This is a genomic window from Bradyrhizobium liaoningense, assembly GCF_018130785.1.
In the GTDB taxonomy this organism is placed as follows: Bacteria; Pseudomonadota; Alphaproteobacteria; order Rhizobiales; family Xanthobacteraceae; genus Bradyrhizobium; species Bradyrhizobium liaoningense_A.
In genome coordinates, this window is sequence record NZ_JAFCJT010000010.1 from 38,435 (window position 1) to 54,536 (window position 16,102).

The 16,102-nt window shown below is 64.3% G+C and carries 14 protein-coding genes; 11 read left to right on the forward strand and 3 right to left on the reverse strand.

What is annotated here, in order from left to right; all coding sequences use genetic code 11:
• The first annotated feature begins 77 nt into the window (after positions 1-77).
• The gene (locus JQ627_RS20790; RefSeq protein WP_212486020.1) at positions 78-1,673 is read left to right on the forward strand and encodes an ABC-F family ATP-binding cassette domain-containing protein; all 1,596 of its coding nucleotides are present in this window, start codon (positions 78-80) and stop codon (positions 1,671-1,673) included.
• Positions 1,674-1,823: 150 nt separating this feature from the next.
• On the opposite strand, the gene JQ627_RS20795 is transcribed toward JQ627_RS20790, so the two are convergent.
• Complete coding sequence (locus tag JQ627_RS20795; protein ID WP_212486021.1) at positions 1,824-3,158, reverse strand: dicarboxylate/amino acid:cation symporter; 1,335 nt, start codon at positions 3,156-3,158, stop codon at positions 1,824-1,826.
• 124 nt (positions 3,159-3,282) lie between these two features.
• On the opposite strand from JQ627_RS20795, the gene JQ627_RS20800 reads away from it, so the two are divergent.
• The 5 genes from JQ627_RS20800 to JQ627_RS20820 all read left to right on the forward strand — a co-directional run bounded on the left by JQ627_RS20800 (position 3,283) and on the right by JQ627_RS20820 (position 10,306).
• A complete protein-coding gene (locus tag JQ627_RS20800; protein WP_212486022.1) occupies positions 3,283-4,602 on the forward strand; it encodes a solute carrier family 23 protein in 1,320 nt (439 codons plus the stop codon).
• 72 nt (positions 4,603-4,674) lie between these two features.
• Positions 4,675-5,511, forward strand: a complete 837-nt coding sequence (locus tag JQ627_RS20805) for an SDR family oxidoreductase (protein WP_212486023.1) — start codon at positions 4,675-4,677, stop codon at positions 5,509-5,511.
• Positions 5,512-5,597: 86 nt separating this feature from the next.
• Positions 5,598-6,419 (forward strand): NAD-dependent protein deacetylase, encoded by an 822-nt coding sequence (locus JQ627_RS20810; RefSeq protein WP_212486171.1) that lies wholly within the window; start codon positions 5,598-5,600, stop codon positions 6,417-6,419.
• A gap of 141 nt (positions 6,420-6,560) precedes the next feature.
• Complete coding sequence (locus JQ627_RS20815) at positions 6,561-8,645, forward strand: hydantoinase/oxoprolinase family protein (RefSeq protein ID WP_212486024.1); 2,085 nt, start codon at positions 6,561-6,563, stop codon at positions 8,643-8,645.
• A 2-nt stretch (positions 8,646-8,647) separates the two neighbouring features.
• Positions 8,648-10,306, forward strand: a complete 1,659-nt coding sequence (locus tag JQ627_RS20820; RefSeq protein ID WP_212486025.1) for a hydantoinase B/oxoprolinase family protein — start codon at positions 8,648-8,650, stop codon at positions 10,304-10,306.
• 38 nt (positions 10,307-10,344) lie between these two features.
• On the opposite strand, the gene JQ627_RS20825 is transcribed toward JQ627_RS20820, so the two are convergent.
• On the reverse strand, positions 10,345-10,524 hold the full coding sequence (locus JQ627_RS20825) for a hypothetical protein (RefSeq protein ID WP_212486026.1): 180 nt from the start codon (positions 10,522-10,524) through the stop codon (positions 10,345-10,347).
• Between the two features lie 228 nt (positions 10,525-10,752).
• Here JQ627_RS20825 and JQ627_RS20830 point away from each other — a divergent pair, with 228 nt between their 5' ends.
• The 4 genes from JQ627_RS20830 (at position 10,753) to JQ627_RS20845 (ending at position 14,594) form a co-directional block, all read left to right on the forward strand.
• A complete protein-coding gene (locus tag JQ627_RS20830; protein WP_212486027.1) occupies positions 10,753-12,471 on the forward strand; it encodes a PQQ-binding-like beta-propeller repeat protein in 1,719 nt (572 codons plus the stop codon).
• A gap of 122 nt (positions 12,472-12,593) precedes the next feature.
• Entirely contained in the window at positions 12,594-12,902 is a 309-nt protein-coding gene (locus JQ627_RS20835; protein WP_312015796.1) for a cytochrome c, read from the forward strand.
• Positions 12,903-12,939: 37 nt separating this feature from the next.
• A complete protein-coding gene (locus tag JQ627_RS20840; RefSeq protein WP_212486029.1) occupies positions 12,940-13,707 on the forward strand; it encodes an ABC transporter substrate-binding protein in 768 nt (255 codons plus the stop codon).
• A gap of 2 nt (positions 13,708-13,709) precedes the next feature.
• Positions 13,710-14,594, forward strand: coding sequence for a sugar phosphate isomerase/epimerase (locus JQ627_RS20845; protein ID WP_212486030.1), 885 nt, complete (start codon positions 13,710-13,712; stop codon positions 14,592-14,594).
• Between the two features lie 48 nt (positions 14,595-14,642).
• Here JQ627_RS20845 and JQ627_RS20850 read toward each other — a convergent pair whose 3' ends face one another.
• Positions 14,643-15,287: a glutathione binding-like protein gene (locus JQ627_RS20850; protein WP_212486031.1), complete on the reverse strand. Its 645-nt coding sequence runs from the start codon at positions 15,285-15,287 to the stop codon at positions 14,643-14,645.
• Positions 15,288-15,403: 116 nt separating this feature from the next.
• Here JQ627_RS20850 and JQ627_RS20855 point away from each other — a divergent pair, with 116 nt between their 5' ends.
• Positions 15,404-16,048, forward strand: a complete 645-nt coding sequence (locus JQ627_RS20855) for a TetR/AcrR family transcriptional regulator (RefSeq protein WP_212486032.1) — start codon at positions 15,404-15,406, stop codon at positions 16,046-16,048.
• The last annotated feature ends 54 nt before the right edge of the window (positions 16,049-16,102 follow it).

Consider the following 16,102-nt stretch of genomic DNA (forward strand, 5'->3'; position numbering starts at 1 on the left):
CTCTCAATCAGGAGATTCGAAAGCCATGGATTTTACCCCGACCGCAAAGCCCATCTGCCTTGCTCACGGGGAATTCCATGCCTGCTTCAATCATCCTGTCGAACCTGTCGCTGTCCACGCCTGACGGCCGTTCACTTCTTTCCAACATCGATCTGACATTCGCGGCCGAGCGGACCGGTCTCGTCGGCCGTAATGGCGTCGGGAAGACGACGCTGCTCGCGTCGATGTCCGGGGACCATGTTCCCCAGTCCGGTCGCGTCCTGGTCAATGGCACCATCGGCCTGCTGCGCCAGGATGTGCAGTCGCCTGCGGGCGCGACCGTGGCCGATCTGTTCGGTGTGCGGCACGCCCTCGAGCTGCTGCGCAGTGCTGAACGTGGCGATGCTTCGGCCGACGATATCGCCGCGATCGACTGGACGCTCGAAACGCGGCTGGAGGCTGCGCTGGCGCGCCTCGGCTTCGATGCGTCTCCCGATACGGGGCTATCGTGCCTTTCCGGCGGCCAGATCACGCGGGTTCGTCTCGCCGCGCTGGTTTTCGCTGAGCCCGACTATCTGCTGCTGGACGAGCCTACCAATAATCTCGACCGGGATGGGCGCAAGGCGGTGACTGATCTCCTTGCCGCCTGGCGCGGCGGCGCGATTGTCGTCAGCCACGACCGCGGCCTGCTCGACATCATGGACGCAATCGTCGAACTGACGTCGCTCGGTGCCACGCGATACGGCGGCAACTGGACCAGCTACCGCGCGCAGAAGGCAGTGGAGCTTGCGGCTGTGAGGCACGACCTCGCGCATGCCGAGAGGCGCCTGTCCGAGATCGACGGCAAGGCGCAGGAGGCCGCTGAGAAGAAAGCGCGCAAGGACAGCGGCGGCCGGAAGAAGCGTGCCAAGGGTGACATGCCGCGAATCCTGGCCGGTGCGCGCAAGGACCGTAGCGAAGACACGGGCGGCAAGACCACACAGATCGCCGAGCGGCGGCGCGTGGAAGCGCTCGATGCCGTCGACACCGCACGCCGACGCATCGAGATTCTCCAGCCGCTGTCGGTGAAGCTGCCAGCGACGAACCTGCCGGCGGGCAGGGAGGTGCTTTGGCTTGACGAGGTCAGCGCCGGCTATCAGCCGGCGCAGCCGGTCCTGCGCGATCTCTCACTGACGCTCGTCGGCCCGGAGCGCGTCGCGCTGGTCGGGCCTAACGGTTCAGGCAAGACGACACTGCTGAAGCTGATTGCCGGCGAGTTGCGCCCGTTCGCGGGCACCGTGCGGGTCAGACCGGACTTCGCGCTGTTCGACCAGAAGGTCAGCCTGCTCGATCCCGCGCTCTCCATCCTGGAAAACTTCCGGCGTCTCAATCCGAAGGCGGGGGCGAACGAGTGCCATGCCGCGCTCGCGCGCTTCATGTTTCGCGCCGATGCGGCCCTGCAGATCGTCGGGAGCCTGAGCGGCGGACAGCTGTTTCGCGCGGGCCTCGCCTGCGTTCTGGGCGGGTCGACACCGCCGTCCCTGCTCGTCCTGGACGAGCCGACCAATCATCTCGACATCGGCTCCATCGAAGCCGTCGAGGCAGGCTTGAGGGCCTATGACGGCGCGCTGCTCGTGGTCAGTCACGACGAGGCGTTCTTGCAGGCGATCGATATCACGCGCAGGGTCGAGCTGGTCGCCAACTCGGCTCTCTAGGGCTCGCTGTTCGATAACAAAAACCCGACGCCCTGCCCCCAGCGCGTCGGGTGGAAAGATAGACTATCAATCGGTGATCCCAACGCCATTGTTGTGACGCGTGCCTTGCCAATTCTCCAGTCCGGGAGACTACCGGCTGCGTGGCGCGGCCTACGAGGTCGCGCCGCCGCCCGGTTCCAGCGCCTCGCCCATCTCCAGCGGATGAGCCATGGTCTCGTGCAGCGCCTCGCGATCGAGCTCGCCTTCGGAGATGCTGATGACGACGCAGGCGACGCCGTTGCCGATCAGATTGGTCAGCGCGCGGCACTCGCTCATGAACTTGTCGATGCCGACCAGGATCGCGATCGACTGGATCGGGATGTCGGGAACGATCGAGAGCGTCGCGGCAAGCGTGATGAAGCCGGCGCCGGTCACGCCCGACGCGCCCTTCGAGGTGATCATGGCGATGCCGAGAATGCCGAGCTCCTGCCAGATCGTCAGATGGGTGTTGGTCGCCTGCGCCAGAAACAGCGTCGCCAGCGTCATGTAGATGTTGGTGCCGTCGAGATTGAAGCTGTAGCCCGTCGGAATGACGAGGCCGACCACCGAGCGCGAGGCGCCGAGATGCTCCATCTTCTGGATCATCTGCGGCAGCACCGTCTCCGACGAGGAGGTGCCGAGCACGATCAGGAGCTCGTCCTTGATGTAGGCGATGAAGCGCAGGATCGAGAAGCCGGAGAGCCGGGCGATCGAGCCCAGCACGATCAGCACGAACAGGATGCTGGTCAGGTAAAACGTGCCGATCAGGGCTGCGAGGTTGAGCAGCGAGCCGAGGCCGTAGGCGCCGACGGTGAAGGCCATCGCGCCGAACGCGCCGATCGGCGCCACGCGCACGATGATGCGGATGATGCCGAAGAACATCTTGGCGGCCTTGTCGATCGCCTCCGCGATCGGCTCGCCGGTCTTGCCGAGGAAGGCGATGGCGAAGCCCGACAGGATCGAGACCAGCAGCACCTGCAACAGATCGCCCCGTGCGATCGCGCCCACATAGCTGTCGGGGATGATCGCCATCAGATGGGCGACGATGCCTTCCTCCTTGGCCTTGGTCACGTAGGTCGCGACCGATTTCGGATCGATCGTGGCGGGATCGATGTTGAAGCCATGACCCGGCTGGAGAATCTCGCCGACCAGGAGGCCGATGGCGAGCGCGACGGTCGAGACCGTCTCGAAATAGATCAGCGACTTCAGTCCGACCCGGCCGACGCGCTTGAGGTCGCCCATCGAGGAAATGCCGTGCACCACGGTGCAGAAGATCACCGGCGCGATCATCATCTTGATCAGCGCGATGAAGCCGTCGCCGAGCGGCTTCAGCTCCTTGCCGAGATCGGGATAGAAATAGCCGATGAGCACCCCGAGCGCGATCGCGATCAGAACCTGCACGTAGAGGATCTTGTACCAGGGCTGATGCCGGCGATGGACGGCTGGCTGGATCGCGACTTGTGTCATATTGTGTGCCCCGGAACGCATTGATCTTGCATGATTTGCATCATGTGATGGACGCCGCAGAAGCGACAATCACATTTTTGTCGGATCGCACGAAGATCGATCGCTGCACCGCACCGGGGGGAACATGACGATCGCAAAAGGCTCGCACGAGGAATCGGAAGGCTATTTTCCGCGTTGGAAGCTGAAGACTTCGGGCGTGATCATGCCGGAGGAGCGGCTGTCATGGGGCCAGACCGTCGTCTCCGGTCTCCAGCATTGCGTCGCGATGTCGGGGTCGACGATCATCGCGCCGCTGCTGATGGGATTCGATCCCAATGTTGCGGTCCTGTTCTCCGGCATCGGCACGCTGATCTTCTTCGTCATCGTCGCGGGGCGCGTGCCGAGCTATCTCGGCTCGAGCTTCGCGTTCATCGCCGTTGTCATCGCCGCCACCGGCTATGCCGGGCAGGGGCCGAATCCGAATCTCGCTGTTGCCCTCGGCGGCATCGTCGGAGCCGGCGTGCTCTACGGCGTGATTGCGCTGATCGTGATGTGGTCGGGCGTCGGCTGGGTCGAGCGCTTGATGCCGCCGGCCGTCACCGGCGCTGTGGTTGCCGCGATCGGCCTCAACCTCGCGCCCGTGGCGGTCAAGGCGGTGAGCGCCAACGGGTTCGACACCTGGATCGGGCTCGCGACCGTTCTGATCATCGGGGTAGTGGCCGTTGCTGCTCCGGGCCTGTGGCGCCGCCTCCCGATCATCCTTGGCGCAGTGGGCGGATATCTTCTGTACTTGCTGTTCGCGAACGGCCTCGGCTTCGGCAAGCCAATCGACTTCACCCAGCTTGCGGCTGCGCCATGGATCGGCCTGCCGAGCTTCACCACGCCGATCTTCCAGGCCGATGCAGTCTTTCTGATCGCGCCGGTTGCGGTCATTCTCGTCGCCGAGAACCTCGGTCACATCAAGGCCGTCGGCGCCATGACGGGCCGGAGCCTTGATGGCTATCTCGGTCGCGCCCTCTTCGCCGACAGCCTCGCGACGATCGTGGCGGCCTGCGGCGGCGGCACCGGCGTCACCACCTACGCCGAGAACATCGGCGTCATGGCCGCGACGAAGGTCTATTCGACCCTGTTGTTTGCGTTCGCGGCCACGGTGTCGATCGTGCTTGGCTTCTCGCCGAAATTCGGCGCGCTGATCCTCTCGATCCCGGGTCCCGTCATCGGCGGCCTCTCGATCGTGCTGTTTGGATTGATCGCCGCGATGGCGGGCCGGATCTGGGTCGAGAACAAGGTTGATTTCGCGAACCCTGCGAACCTGATCACCGTTGCCGTGGCGCTGACTGCGGGCGCCGGCGACCTCACGCTCAAATTCGGCGCGTTCACGATCGGCGGGATCGGCACGGCGACTTTTGGCGCCATCATCCTTTATCAGATCCTGACCTCGCCGCTGGCGCGGCGCGCGGAATGAATCCCAGGGATGCGCGAAAGGATGGAACAAAACGCGCCGTCCGTCGATGATGAGACATTCCGGAGAGAACCCATGCCGCAAACCGATCGCTCGCCCCCCTTTCCCTCGCGCCTCGTCGGCCAATACGCGCTGGTGACCGGTGCCTCCCAAGGCATCGGCCGCGCCGTCGCCATCAGGCTCGCGCAGGAAGGTGCGACCGTCGCCATCAACTATGTCGATCACCCCGAGAGGGCCGAGGAGACGCTCGCGCTCGCAAGGACAGGATCGGCCGACCGCGGCCACGGCAAGCTCGATCATGTCGTCGTCAAGGCCGATGTCAGCAATGAGCAGGAGGTCGCTGCGATGTTCGAGACAGTCCTTTCGCGCTGGAAGCGGCTCGACTGCCTCGTCAACAATGCCGGCTTCCAGCGGGAGTCGCCGAGCGAGGCGCTCGACATCGAAACCTACCGCCGTATCATCGACGTCAATCTCAACGGCGCCGTGCTCTGCGCGCAGAAGGCACTCGCCCATTTCGTCGCGCGCGGCGGAGGTGGCAGCATCGTCAATTGCTCGAGCGTCCACCAGATCATTCCGAAGCCCGGCTATCTCGCCTATTCGATCAGCAAGGGCGGCATGGCCAATCTGACGCGCACGCTGGCGCTGGAATTTGCAGGCCGCGGTATTCGCGTCAATGCGGTCGGCCCGGGCGCGATCGACACGCCGATCAACGCGGCCTGGACCGGTGATCCCGCAAAGCGGGGCGTCGTCACCAGCCACATTCCCTTGGGGCGCGTCGGGACACCGGAAGAGATCGCGGCCGTGTTCGCCTTCCTTGCCTCCGGTGATGCGGGCTATATCACCGGGCAGACCATCTATGCCTGCGGAGGTCTGACGCTGTTTCCTGAATTCCGGGAGAATTGGGCGAGCTAGAGTTGATCAGCTCGACTGAGGGCGGCTGCTATCGTTGCTGCGGCGGACATCTGGCAAAACCGGCCGGCGCAGACTACATCTGCGCCATGGCAAACCCTCCGCTGGCAAACCGTTCGCTCGAAGATTTCGTCGGCCGGCACGAAAATCTGTTCGTGCTGACCGGCGCCGGATGTAGCACCAATTCGGGCATTCCCGATTATCGCGACAGCCACGGCAACTGGAAGCGGACCCAGCCGGTCAATTTCCAGGCCTTCATGTCGGAAGAGCGTACGCGCCAGCGCTATTGGGCGCGCAGCCTGATCGGCTGGCGGCGCTTCGGCCAGGCCAGGCCGAACGATGCGCACCACGCGCTGGCCCGGCTCGAGGCGAACGGGCAGTGCGGGATGCTGCTGACCCAGAACGTCGACCGGCTGCATCAGTCCGCCGGCCACCGGCAGGTGATCGACCTGCATGGCCGGCTCGATCTGGTGCGCTGCATGGGCTGCGGCGGCAAGACCCCGCGTAACGAATTCCAGGATGCGCTCGGTCGCGCCAACGCCGAATGGCTGACGCTCGACGCTGCGGACGCGCCGGACGGCGACGCCGACCTGGAGCACGCGGATTTCTCGTCGTTCGAGGTCCCGGCCTGCGAAGCCTGCGGCGGCATCCTCAAGCCCGACGTCGTGTTCTTCGGCGAGAACGTTCCCCGCGACGTCGTCGCCACCGCGCAGGATCACCTGGCACAGGCCGATGCCATGCTGATCGTCGGCTCATCGCTGATGGTCTATTCCGGCTTCCGCTTCGTGCAGGCTGCCGCGAAGCGGCGGATACCGATCGCCGCGGTCAATCTCGGCCGTACCCGCGCCGACGATCTCCTCACGCTCAAGGTCGAGGAGCGCTGCGAGGCCGCGCTGGCATTCCTGCTCTGAGCGGGCGGCGTCCCCCGCAATCTCCTATCGCATAGGTGCTAAGCAAACCGGTCTCGGCAGCTTCACCATTTGCGCCGTCGCTGGTATGAAAATTGCTGCCTTTTCGCCCTGAGTTTTGACGGTCAGCACGGAGAATTTGGAATGCTTGAGGGAGCCGAGGTGCGGCTTGCCGTTGATATCGGTGGCACGTTCACCGACATCGTGCTGGACGTGGGTGAGGTGCGCAAGACGCGCAAGGTGCTGACGACGCCGCAGCGGCCCGAGCAGGCGGTGCTGGACGGCATGCGGCTCATTCTCACCGATGCGCGCGCGCATATCAGCGACATCGACGTCTTCATTCACGGCACGACGCTCGCGACCAACGCGATCATCGAGCGGCGTGGCGCCAAGACCGCGCTGATCGCGACCGAGGGCTTTCGCGATGTGCTCGATATCGGCACCGAGAGCCGCTACGACCAGTACGATCTCAGCATCGACAAGCCGAAGCCGCTGGCGCCGCGTTCCCTGCGCTTCACCGTGCCCGAGCGCGTCGATGCCCACGGCGCCGTCCGTCTCCCGCTGGACGAGGCGGCAGTGCGTGCACTCGCGCCAAAATTGCGCGCGCTGAAGGTCGAGAGCGTCGCAATCGCCTTCCTGCACTCCTACGCCAATCCCGAGCACGAGCGCCGCGCCGCCGCAATCCTCGGTGAGGAGATGCCGAGCATCTCCGTGACCGTGTCCTCTGCGGTGTGTCCAGAGATCCGCGAATACGAGCGCACGTCCACTGCGGTCGCCAACGCCTATGTGCAACCCCTGATCGACGGCTATCTCGCCCGCATGGCGGATGCCTTGCAGGTCGAGCAGTTCCGTGGCGCGATCTATCTCGTCACCTCCGGCGGCGGCGTCACCTCGATCGAGACGGCGCGGCGCTTTCCGGTGCGCCTCGTCGAGTCCGGTCCTGCCGGCGGCGCGATCTTCGCGGCGCAGATCGCAGCGCGGCTCGGTGAGAGCAAGGTGCTGTCCTTCGACATGGGCGGCACGACTGCAAAAATCTGCCTGATCGAAAAATACCAGCCCGAGACCTCGCGCGTGTTCGAGGTCGATCGTGCGGCGCGGTTCCTCAAAGGCTCCGGCCTGCCGGTGCGCATCCCCGTGATCGAGATGGTCGAGATCGGCGCCGGTGGCGGCTCGATCGCACATGTCGATGCGATGAAGCGCGTCACAGTCGGCCCGGAGAGCGCCTCGTCGGAGCCGGGACCGGCCTGCTACGGCCGCGGCGGCCAGCGTCCGGCGGTGACGGATGCGGACGTTGCGCTCGGCATGATCGATCCCGACGCCTTTGCCGGCGGTACGATCAAGCTCGATCCGGAGCTGTCGAAAAGGGCTCTGCTGAGCAGCGTTGGTGAACCGCTCGGCCTGTCGGCAGAAACCGCCGCCTATGCAGTGCACGAGGTCGTCTGCGAGAACATGGCGAGCGCGGCGCGCGTGCATGCGGTCGAGCGCGGAGAGATCGTCGGTCAGCACACGCTGATCGCCTTCGGCGGCGCCGCGCCGCTTCACGCGGCGCGTGTTGCCGAGAAGATCGGCGTCTCCCGGGTGATCGTGCCCTCGAATGCCGGCGTCGGCTCGGCGGTCGGATTCCTCGCGGCTCCCATCGCCTATGAGCTGGTGCGCAGCCGCCACGTTCGCCTCGACGATTTCGACACCGAAACGGTCTCCGATCTTCTGCAGGAAATGGTGACTGAAGCGCGCGCGCTGGTCGAGCCGGGCGCGGCCGGTGCGCCGGTCCGCGAACGCCGCGCGGCCTTCATGCGTTATGTCGGACAGGGCCACGAGATCACGGTCGAACTGCCGAACCGGCGGCTGACATCAGCCGATCTCGCCGGCCTGCGCCAGAAATTCGAGGCGGATTATTCGGCGATGTTCGAGCGGCCGATCCCGGGCGCCGCGATTGAGGTGCTGAGCTGGTCGGTGCTTGCGACCACTGATGCGCGCAACCCGTCCGCGGTTGCGGCCGTCGCGCGCAAGCCCGCGGCCAAGGCCGTCGGCAGCCGCAAATTCTTCGACGGCCGGGCGGGCGAGGTGATCGAGATCCCGCTCTATCGCCGTGAGGACATGGCACCGGGCGCGACGATTGCGGGTCCCGCCGTGATCGCGGAGGACGAAACGTCGACCTTCGTCTCGACCAGTTTTGACGCCCATATCGACGGTGCCGGCAGCATCGTCATGGAACGAAAGGCGGCCTGATCATGAGCAAGGCAAATGGCGCGAGCCTGATCGACCTCCAGATCATGTGGCACCGGCTGATCGCCGTGGTCGAGGAGCAGGCGCAGGTGCTGCTCCGCACCGCCTTCAGCCCGATCGTGCGCGAATGCGGCGACCTCTCGGCCGGCGTGTTCGACCTCAAGGGACGGATGCTGGCGCAGGCCGTGACCGGCACGCCCGGCCACGTCAACTCGATGGCGGAATCGGTCAAGCACTTCATCGCGCATTTCCCGCTGGAGACGATGAAGGAAGGCGACGCCTACATCACCAACGATCCCTGGATGGGCACCGGCCATCTCAACGATTTCGTAGTCACCACGCCGTGCTTCAAGGACGGCAAGATCGTCGCGCTGTTCTCCTGCACCAGCCATCTCATGGACATCGGCGGCATCGGCTTTGGGCCCGACGCCACCGACGTGTTCATGGAGGGGCTCTACATCCCCATGCTGAAGCTGATCGACCGGGGCGTCGTCAACGAGACGCTGATGGCGATGATCCGCACCAACACGCGGCTGCCGATCGACACCGAGGGCGACACCTATTCGCTGGCCGGCTGCAACGACGTCGGCTGCGAGCGCCTGGCCGAGATGATGACCGAGTTCGGCATCGACACGCTCGACGAACTCGGCGATTACATCTGCGACCGCTCGCGCGAGGCCGTGCTCGCCGAGATCGCGAAGCTGCCCAAGGGAAGCTGGCGCAACAGCATGGTCGTCGACGGCTACGACGCGCCGGTGACGCTGGCCGCGACGCTGACGATCTCGGATGATGGCATCCACGTCGATTTCGACGGCACCTCGGCCGCCTCGAAGTTCGGCATCAACGTGCCCCTGTCCTACACCACGGCCTACACCGTGTTCGGCCTCGGCTGCGTGGTCGCCTCGCAGATCCCCAACAATGCCGGCTCGCTCTCGCCGCTGACGGTGTCGGCGCCTGCGGGTGCGATCCTCAATGCGCCGAAGCCGGCGCCCGTGGCGTCACGCCACATCGTCGGCCAGATGCTGCCCGACGTCGTGTTCGGCTGCCTGCGCCAGATCATTCCAGAACGCGTGCCCGCCGAAGGCACCTCATGCCTGTGGAATCTCAACGTGCGTGGCCAGACCCGCTCGGGCGTCGGCGGCAATTACGGATTCTCGATGGCGGTGACCTCCAACGGCGGCACCGGCGCGCGCTTCGGCAAGGACGGCCTGTCGGCGACCGCCTACCCAAGCGGCGTGCGCGGCACGCCGGTCGAGATCGCGGAGACGCAGACGCCTTTGATCTTCTGGCGCAAGGAGCTGCGTCCGGATTCCGGCGGGGCAGGGCGCACCCGCGGCGGCCTCGGCCAGATCATCGAGGTCGGCAGCGGCATCGATGCGCCGTTCGACATCCTGGCTGCGTTCGACCGCATCGAACATCCGCCGCGCGGCCGCGATGGCGGCCAGAACGGCGAGGCCGGTTATGTCGGCCTGAAGTCCGGCCAGAAGATGCGCGGCAAGGGCTTTCAGACCATTCCGCCGGACGATCGGCTGGTGGTGCTGACGCCCGGCGGCGCCGGCATCGGCGATCCCCGCGAGCGCGATCGCGTGGCCGTCAACGACGATGTCGCGAGCGGCCTGGTGTCGGCCGACAATGCAGTTGCGATCTATGGACGCGCGAGGTGAGGTGACGGGCTCGGCGCCATCGCGCGCGTCACGCTGCCCTATCTCGTCATCATGATCGTGCTGCTGCTGACGCTCTTGCCCGGTATCGTCAAGGTGCTGCCGCGCGTGCCGTACGGATAACCCGCTTCAGCCCGAAGATTTTCCGATTGGGAAGAAACGGTCAGCGCAGCTGACGTTTCAAATTCGTGCTGCGCGTCAAATTCGCGCCGCTCGCGCATTCCATCTTTGCGCCCTCGCTCAACCGGCGTACTCTGTGAGAGCGAGCAGGAGTGCAACAGCAACCAGTTCAGGAAACGTAGCTCCTTTTGGCGATGTCCGCCGAGAGAGATCGAGAGCTGTTGGCAGCTCATATGCGATGGAGAAGAACCGACACTTAGCGAGCTGCAAACATCCCTCGCCGCGTCTGCGAGACGCGAGTTCAACAAGCACAAAAGCGGGAGGAACGGATGAAGAAGCGTTGGCGTAATTCTGGTCTACCTCTTGTTGCCGGCGCGACGCTGATCGTGTCGTCGGCGTTGGCCCAAACCGTGGATACGGCCCGGATCGAGACCGCCGGTCAGAATGATTGGCTCACCTATCACGGTTCGTACAAATCCCATCACTACAGCCCGCTTGCGCAGATCAATGCCAACAACATCGGCAATCTGGGCGTAGCCTGGACGCATATTCCCGGACGATCGACGCGCGGCCTGCAGTCAATGCCGCTCGTGGCCGATGGCGTGCTTTATTATTCGGGTTCGTACAGCCGGGTCTTTGCGCTGAACGGCGCGACCGGCGAGGTCATCTGGTCGTTCTTTCCGGAGCTCGACGAGGCGCTCATCAGCCGACAGACCCACTCGCCCTACAATCGCGGCGTAGCCCTTGGTGAAGGCAAGGTCTTCGTCGGTACGATGGATGGTCGTCTGTTCGGGCTCGATGCGAAGTCGGGAAAGGTGCTCTGGGAAACCAGGCTGATCGACTCGCAGAAGCTCACGGTCGGCTTCACCGGCGCGCCGCTTTACGCGAAGGGGAGCGTCATCATCGGCTCGCAGGGGGGTGAATGGCCGGGTCGCGGCCCGATCTTCGCCGTCGATGCCACCACCGGCAAGAAGAAGTGGGAGTTCCTGACCGTCGCGGGCACCGACGAGGCCATGAAGACCTGGGGCAACGATTCATGGCGCACGGGCGGTGGTGGCGGCTGGATGCCGGGCACCTATGACTCCGAGACCAACTCCATCCTGTGGGGCACCGCAAACCCGGCGCCGCTCTACGATTGGTCGGGCGCCGACTACAAGACGCAAGGTGCGCGTCCCGGCGACAATCTCTATACGAGTTCGGTCATTGCGCTCGATATCGATACCGGAAAGCTGAAATCCTACCATCAGGAACTGCCGCACGACGCCTGGGACTTCGACAGCGCCGTCGGTGAGTTCGTGATGCTCGAGCGCGACGGCCAGAAATACGTGGTTCATCCGAACAAGGGCGGCTTCGTCTTCGTCTACGACCGTAATCTTGGCGTGAAGAACGTCTGGCGGCTGGTCGAGAACATCAACTTCGTCAAGGATATCGATCCCAAGACAGGTGCGCTGATCGGCCGTCGCGATTTCCCCGTCGGGAAAGTCACGGAAGTACCGCTGTGTCCGTTCATTGGCGGCGGCATCAGCTGGAATGCCGGCTCGTACAACCCGAAGACCGGCCTTTACTACAAGATCGGCCAGGAATGGTGCATGACGCTGGATATTCAGAAGACGACGCCGGTCACCACGCCCCAGGTCCAGCTCAACATCGGCGCCGACTTCAAGATGGTGCCGCCTCCGAGCGGCGAGATCTACGGACATCTCGACGCGCGCGACCCGATCACCGGCGCGAAGAAATGGGAGGTTCGCTTTCCCGAGCCGCCGCTCGGGAGCGTTTTGTCGACCGCGGGTAATCTCGTGTTCGTACCCGACTCCCGCGGCATCCTTCACGCCTACGATGCCGAAACCGGGGCCGAGCTGTGGAAGCACAACAACGGTACTGGCCACCAGGGCGGTATCGTCAGCTACTCCGTCGGCGGCAAGCAATATATCGCCGTGACAGCCGGCTTCGGCGGCATGCTGGCGGACGAATATGCGCCGAACTTCGGCGGCGTCTACAAGAGCATGCCGCGTGACGATGGCGCCCTCGTCGTCTTCAGCTTGAAATAGCCTGCCTCAAACGATCTGCCGAGAAGCGGGTGCAAGCCCGCTTCTCGGTCGATTGCAGCGGCCGCGCGTGATTCAGGAATGGAGCGGACGTGTTGAAACTGCATTTGAAGTCACTTCCGGCGGTGCTGGGCGCTTCGTTGCTGTGCGTTGTGGTGGCTCGAGCACAATCTGCCACGCCTGCGCCGGACAACGGGTCGTTCGACGTCGAGCAGTTGTTCGCGGGGACCTGCGGCTTTTGCCACTCCGACGGCGGCCGGGCTGCCGGCAGGGGACCGCAACTGATGAATTCGCAACGAGACGACGAATTTCTGCACAATCGTATCAAGAGCGGCAAGCAAGGTGCGATGCCGGCATTCGGCGAGAGCTTCAGTGACGCGCAGATCGACCAGATCGTCAAATATATCCGCGCCTTGAAGCCGCGCGAGGGCTGACCCGCCGAGACCCGATCCATCCAGATGAGGACGTGGAATGAAGGCAATTGTCCCGGTCATCGTCGGAGCCGCCATCGCGCTGTCGGGACCGGCGCAGGCGCGAACCCTGGACGCGATCCGCGCGAGTGGCGCGCTCGGGCTATGCGCGCATCCCAACTCGCTTCCTTTTGCGCGCAAGGCCGGCGATCCGCCCGGCTTTCAGGTCGAGTTGGGACAGGTGCTGGCACGCGAGCTCGGTGTCTCGCTGCGGCTCGACTGGATCATCACGCAGTACCAGATGCGCAGCGCCGATTGTGACATTCTGTTGGACGTCATCGCCAACCGCGAAGCGCAAGGCGAAACCCGCTTGAGGATCTCGAAACCGTATTATCGCACGGGCGTTGCGCTTGCGGTGCCGTCATCCAGCGCGCTCACATCGTTCAAGAGCCTCAGCGAGCGTACCAAGGTGGGGGTGCAGGTCGGCTCTGTCGCCGCCATGATCATCGGTCAACGGCACGTGCCCACATCGACCTTCGGCTTCGAGAGCGACAGCCTCGACGCCGTGTCGAACCATGAGATCGATGCGGCTGCGGTCACGCCCACCGCGGCGAGCTATTTCAATCTGACGCATCCGGACAAGGCACTTCGGATCCTGGATCGCGACGAGGGCGTGGCCGACCTCAACTGGAACGTCGCCGTCGGCATGGTCCGCCCGGATGATGCGCTGCGCGAGGCGATCGACGGAGTGCTGGAACGGCTGCGCAACGACGGCACGATCGATCGGATATATCGCCGTTACGGTATCGTCCTCGAGGCGCCGAGATAGCCGTGCGTCTCGGCCACGGCAGTCCAAAGGGCTCGATCAATCGAGGCGTGGCACTCAGCAGGCGCAATGTCCTTCAATGCCTGGCCGCCGGAACGGCAATGGGAGCGGCTTCGGTATCCGCGAGCGAGAAACGCAAGATCGGTCTCCAACTCTATACGCTCCGCGACCTCCTAAAGAATGACTTTGAGGGCACCCTGCGCAACGTTGCTCGCTTCGGCTATAGCGAGGTGGAGTTCGCCGGCATTCTCGGCCCTGACGTGAGGCGCACCGGCGAGCTTTTGCGCAGCCTCGGTCTCAGCGCACCGTCGTTGCATCTCGAATATGGCAACCTGCGGGACAAGACCGGATCATCGTTCGACCTCGCCCATTCGCTTGGCAGCCGGTTCGTCGTCTGTCCATGGCTTGATCCGCCGGAGCGACAGACAATCGATGACTGGAAGCGGATTTGCGACGAGTTGAACAGGATCGGTGAACTGGCGGCGCGCGCGGGGGTGACGCTCGCCTATCACAATCATGATTTCGAGTTCGCAGACCTCGCCGGCGGCATCCTGCCATACGACGTTCTGCTCAGCCGCACGGACGAACGCTTCGTCAAGTTCGAGCTCGATGTCTACTGGGCAGCCAGGGGCAATCTCGACTCCGCGCGTGTTCTGAGGGCACATCCATCGCGATTTCGCCTGCTTCATCTCAAGGACATGGCGACGGATGGATCAACCACCGAGTTGGGGCGCGGCACGATCGATTTCGCAGGGATACTCGACGCAGCGTTTGAGAGCGGCGTACAGCATGTGTTCGTCGAGCAGGACGTTTCTGCCGAGCCTTTGCGAAGCATTGAGATCAGCATCGCTTTCCTTCGCCGCCAACCGCATTTTGCGCAGGGCAGATGATGCTGCCGTCCCGGCCCGGAGCCGGGACGACAATGCCTCGATTGTTCGCTACGCTGCCGCCTTCCTCCGCGCCTGCTCGGCCTTGTACAGCTCGAACTCCTCCGCGATTGCCTTCGCGACCGACGGACGCTGGCGCAGGCGGTCATGATAGGCCTTCACGTTCGGCCATTTCGCCAGCTCGATCGGCGGCGTCGCCATGGTCCAGTTGATGACCGTGACGAGATAGGCGTCGGCCACGCTGAAATGGTCGAGCAGGAACTCGCGTCCCTTCAGGTAATTGTCGAGATAGTCGAGCCGCGACAGGTTCTTCTCCAGCGCATATGCCTTGGTTTCCTGCGGCGCCCTGCGGTCGAGCACGGGGATGAAGAGGCCCTTATGCAGCTCGGTGCCGATGAAGCAGAGCCATTGATGCAGCCGGGTGCGATCGATGCCCTGGGTCGCACCGAGGCCGGATTGCGGGAACCGGTCGGCGACATATTGCAGGATCGCCGCGTTCTCGGTCAGCACCACGCCCTCGTCGGTGCGCAGCGTCGGCACCAGGCCGATCGGGTTGACGGTGCGGAAATCGGTGCCGTCGTTGAGCACCTTCTTGGTCGGCGGATCGACTTCGAGATAATTCGCTTCGGCGCCGGCTTCATACAGCGCGACGCGAGTCGCCATCGAACAGGCGAGCGGCGAGAAATAAAGATCCATCTTGGGCCTCCTTGGGCAATTCCTCGGTGTGACTCTTGGCGTGTCGCTCAACCTGGCCAGATTGATTTTTGTACTGTCTTGCATAGAATGGGTGCGGTCAAGGATTAATTTGCGAAATGGTACAAAAATCGAAGCCGCCAGCTGCTGCCACTCCGCCCAAGCGCCGCGGTCGCCCGCGCGCCTACGAGCCCGAAATCGCGCTCGGCAAGGCGCTCGACCTGTTCCGCCGGCAGGGTTTTGCGGCGACGTCGCTGGACGATCTCAGCGAGGCGACCGGCATGAACCGGCCGAGCCTCTACGGCGCCTTCGGCGACAAGCGCGAGCTCTACATCAAGAGCTACCAGCGCTACCGCGAGGAAGCCCGCGCATCGATGGTGGAGATCTTTCGCCAGGAGATGCCGGTGCGCCAGCGGCTCGAGCGCATCTTCGCCTCCGCGCTGAACATCTATCTCTCCGGCGAGACCGGTCCGCGCGGCTGTTTCACGGTGGTGACCGCTGCGTCCGAAGCGGTCGGTGATCCCGAGATCCGTGCCATGGTGCTGGATGGACTGACCGAGCTCGACAAGGCTTTTGCGAATTGCTTCCGCCGCGCCAGGGAGAAGGGCGAGCTGCCCGCGAGCGCCGACCCCGCCGCGCTGGCGCAGCTCGCCTCCGCAACCGTGCATTCAATCGCTATCCGCTCCCGCGCCCGCGTGTCGCGCAAAGAGCTGGAGGCGATCGTGAAGGGCGCGATTGACGTGATGGTGGGGGCCAAACCCTAGCTGTCGTCCCCGCATTCGCGGGCACCCATAATCACAGGGAGAAGTTTGGCGACG